Here is a 3,485-nt window from a genome sequence, read left to right on the forward strand (position 1 = left end):
GCCTCGTCGAGACGCTTCGCGGGGATCGCCGGGTCGGGCTGGCCGCCACTGGATCGTCCGCTGCCGTCGGGGGTGTGGATCCGGGTGTGCAGCCAGCGCCTCTGTCCGACGGGGAAGACCTCCCTCAACCCTCCGGCCGCGATCGCGAGAAGGGTCTGCTCCAGGTTGTCGGCCACGCTCTCGGCGGTCTCGTCGCAGGCGTCGCAGGTGCACACGGGCGCACGGTCCCGGAACAAGGCCCCGGCTTCGATGTCGACGGACTCGGTCGACACCGTGAGGGTGATCGTCGCACCCGTCGTGGGGCGCAGGCAGATCACGCGGGCCCCCGATTCGGAGACCCGTCGGTCGACGTCGACGACGTACCAGGTCGCCAGGTGCTCGACCAGCGCGTCGACGACGGACAGCACGGGGGCGAAGCGCTCAGGATGGGAGACCCGCGAGTAGGCGTCGTCCGGCGGAGAGCCACCGGCCCAGCGGGACCCGTAGTCGATGACCCGGCCGTCGTCGTCGAAGAACTCCGGGATCGCGAGGGGCGGACGTGCGAACGCCACAGGGGCGACCACGAGGTCGACGTCGACCTCGTGGTGCGCGAGGGCACTCGACTCCAGGTCGTCGCGGTCGGCCTGGGGCCAGGAGGCGAGCATCTCTCGAAACGCCTCACGCTGCTCCGGGTGCTCCACGATCGCCCGCAGCACGCCCGCGACCGGAATCGACATGGCCGAGGTGCCGACCTCAGGCTCGCTCGTCATCCGCCACCTCGCCGCGGGATGCGCCACGGCTATCGCGTTCCCCAGGAACCGCGAGGCTGCCTCCGTCATCTCGGGAGCATCGAGGAGCTCGGCGTGCGCAGCGATGAAGTCCCACAGTGCGAAGAGGTCGGTCGCGAGGACGGCGGGGTCTGCATCGGAATCGCGTGCGAAGGCCGCGAAGGGCTTGAAGCCCTCCACGAACCGCGCGGGCGCGACCGACTCGACGCTCGGCCAGATCAACGTGGCGGATGCTGTGGCGCCCGGCATCGGCGCCAGAGTGCCGGGGAAGAGGTCCGACGTCGTCATCAGGATCAGATCCGGCGTCCGCGGGGCATCAACTGCACGTCGGGCAGCGGCGGAGCGGGGATTCGAATATCGTGACCGCCGACGATGCCGAACCGTGCCGGCTCAACAGCGGCCGACGACTCCGCCTCCCACTCCTCGCGCGCTGCGACGATCTCGTCGTGCGTGCGGCCGGCGAAGTTCCACCACATCACGATCTCGTCCTCGAACGGCTCGCCGCCGAGCAGGAACAGCAGCGCACCCTCGTCGCTCGACACCTCCACCCCATCGCGCGAGTCGCCGAGATAGAGCAGACCGTTGCGATCGAGCGGATGCTCTGCATTACTTCACCCTCCAGGTGCCGCTGTTCATCGGGTTCATCCTGTGCATCGTCGCCCTGCGTCGCGAGGAGGCCAGGCTCACCAGAGCACGCCTGGAGGACTACGCCGCCGCGGGGTGGTTCACGCCCGAGGAGGTCACGATGCTCGCGACCCCCGCCGGACGAAAGGTGGGACTGGCCTGGGCCTCGCAGCTGCGCGGGGACCGACGGCCTCTGATGCGCGCGTTCATAAAGGACGCGACCGCACTCGCCGCCGTGCGCCAGCGCGCGATCACCGGTCGGGATCCTCTGGCCGTGGACGACGAGCGCGCTCTCCTGATCCGCACCAGGGCGACCAGGGCGGCTCTGCTCTCCTACTGACACGGAGCGAGGCAGCGGGCCCGCCCCCGGCAAGACTCAGCGCCCGGTGCTGCGGCGATGCCTGCGAGTCTCCCGGGCGCTGAGTTGATCTGTAAACAGGGTGCACCCGGCCCCGTGCGGGTGTCAAGAGCGTCTTGCCGAGGTTCTACGGTGCGTGCATGAGGTGTTCGCTGTGAGCAGGTGCGCGCGCGTTGACCCCGTCCGTCGGCCTCGGGTTTGATGGAGACATGACTGAACGCACAAAGCCTGAGTTCGACGCCCCCAGCACCCCCGCTCCGGCGGACCTCGTCATCCGCGACATCATCGAGGGTGACGGCACCGAGGCGAAGCCCGGCGACACGGTGACGGTCCACTACGCCGGTGTGGAGTTCGACTCCGGCGAGGAGTTCGACTCCTCCTGGGGCCGCGGCGAGACTATCCAGTTCCCCCTGCGCGGCCTGATCCAGGGCTGGCAGGACGGAATCCCCGGCATGAAGGTCGGCGGGCGCCGCGAGCTGATCATCCCCCCGCACCTCGCGTACGGCCCGGCCGGTGGAGGGCACTTCCTCTCCGGCAAGACGCTGATCTTCATCATCGATCTCGTCGCCGTCGGCTGACTTCGATCTTCTCCACGAGGCGCCCCTCTCCTTCGGGAAAGGGGCGCCTCGTGGAGTTCCGGAAGAGATTCTCCATTCAGGGGAATACATGCGACTGAATGTAGGTTGTCACAGTGGTCGCGGCAACGCGGCCCCTGTCCCTTGCCGCAGCAGCGGCTGAAGTCTCCAGAGGAGAAGCAATGACCAGCATCGACATCCCCGGCTACCGTCCCGGCACCTGGGTCCTGGACCCTTCGCACAGCGAGGTCACCTTCAGCGTGCGCCACATGATGATCTCGAAGGTGCGCGGCACGTTCGGCGTCAAGAGCGCGACGCTCGTGGCCCCGGAGAACCCCCTCGAGGCCAAGGTCGAGGCGACGGTCGACGTCACCTCGATCGACACCAACGACGAGGGCCGCGATGCGCACCTGCGCTCGGGCGACTTCTTCGACACGGAGAACTTCCCGACCATGGAGTTCGTCTCCACCGGTGCGCGCGTCAAGGGCGATGACCTGTACGTCGACGGAGACCTCACCATCCGCGGCATCACCAAGCCGGTCAGCTTCGAGCTCGACTTCGGTGGCTTCGGCACCGACCCGTACGGCAACTACAAGGCCGGTGCTTCGGCCAAGACGGTCATCAACCGTGAGGACTTCGGCCTCACCTGGAACGCGGCGCTGGAGACCGGCGGCGTGCTCGTCGGCAAGGACGTCACGATCAGCCTCGACCTGCAGGGCGCGCTGCAGCAGGACTGACCCCGTTCGCGCGGTCGCCAGAACCCCGAGCCCGTCAGGGCTCGGGGTTCTCTGCGTCGTAGTCGTGGAACCGACGGCTGCGGCGCGCGAGCATGGCGACGAGTGTGATGACCAGGACCCCGCCGAGAAGCGGCGGGAACCAAAGGGTGGTCAGGGTCGCGAGCGTCCCGGCGTAGAGAGCCCCGACTCGCGGGCCCCCGGCGACGACGACGATGAACAGGCCCTGGAGGCGTCCGCGCATCGCGTCGGGGACCGCGGCCTGCATCATCGTGTTGCGGTATGTACCTGACGAGCCGGACGTCAGGTACGTCAGGTACGTCAGGTACGTCAGCGTTTCACGTGAAACCGAACATGATACGCGTCCGATATCGCAGGTATCTCCCTTCACAGAGCCCGCTAGCGCGCACCAATCCGACGAGCCCCT

General features: G+C 68.2%; 6 protein-coding genes. 3 read left to right on the forward strand and 3 right to left on the reverse strand.

Translation table 11 applies throughout. From position 1 onward, the window contains the following. On the reverse strand, nucleotides 1–1,055 hold a 1,055-nt coding region (locus tag KZA10_RS09970), incomplete at its 3' end, for a DUF6226 family protein (protein WP_218682787.1). Nucleotides 1,056–1,060: 5 nt separating this feature from the next. Continuing rightward, nucleotides 1,061–1,309 (reverse strand): pirin-like C-terminal cupin domain-containing protein, encoded by a 249-nt coding sequence (locus KZA10_RS09975; protein WP_374196570.1) that lies wholly within the window; start codon nucleotides 1,307–1,309, stop codon nucleotides 1,061–1,063. Nucleotides 1,310–1,389: 80 nt separating this feature from the next. Between KZA10_RS09975 and KZA10_RS09980 the strand changes: the two genes are divergently transcribed. The 3 genes from KZA10_RS09980 to KZA10_RS09990 all read left to right on the forward strand — a co-directional run bounded on the left by KZA10_RS09980 (nucleotide 1,390) and on the right by KZA10_RS09990 (nucleotide 3,061). After that, nucleotides 1,390–1,731 carry a hypothetical protein gene (locus KZA10_RS09980; protein WP_256934679.1) on the forward strand — a complete coding sequence of 114 codons (342 nt, stop codon included), beginning with the start codon at nucleotides 1,390–1,392 and terminating at the stop codon, nucleotides 1,729–1,731. 227 nt (nucleotides 1,732–1,958) lie between these two features. Next, a complete protein-coding gene (locus KZA10_RS09985) occupies nucleotides 1,959–2,327 on the forward strand; it encodes an FKBP-type peptidyl-prolyl cis-trans isomerase (protein ID WP_141386367.1) in 369 nt (122 codons plus the stop codon). 179 nt (nucleotides 2,328–2,506) lie between these two features. Then, nucleotides 2,507–3,061, forward strand: a complete 555-nt coding sequence (locus tag KZA10_RS09990; protein WP_017830940.1) for a YceI family protein — start codon at nucleotides 2,507–2,509, stop codon at nucleotides 3,059–3,061. 34 nt (nucleotides 3,062–3,095) lie between these two features. Here KZA10_RS09990 and KZA10_RS09995 read toward each other — a convergent pair whose 3' ends face one another. After that, the gene (locus KZA10_RS09995; protein ID WP_256934680.1) at nucleotides 3,096–3,329 is read right to left on the reverse strand and encodes a hypothetical protein; all 234 of its coding nucleotides are present in this window, start codon (nucleotides 3,327–3,329) and stop codon (nucleotides 3,096–3,098) included. Nucleotides 3,330–3,485: the final 156 nt, after the last annotated feature.

This window comes from Microbacterium sp. BF1 (genome assembly GCF_019279095.1).
Lineage (GTDB): Bacteria > Actinomycetota > Actinomycetes > Actinomycetales > Microbacteriaceae > Microbacterium > Microbacterium maritypicum.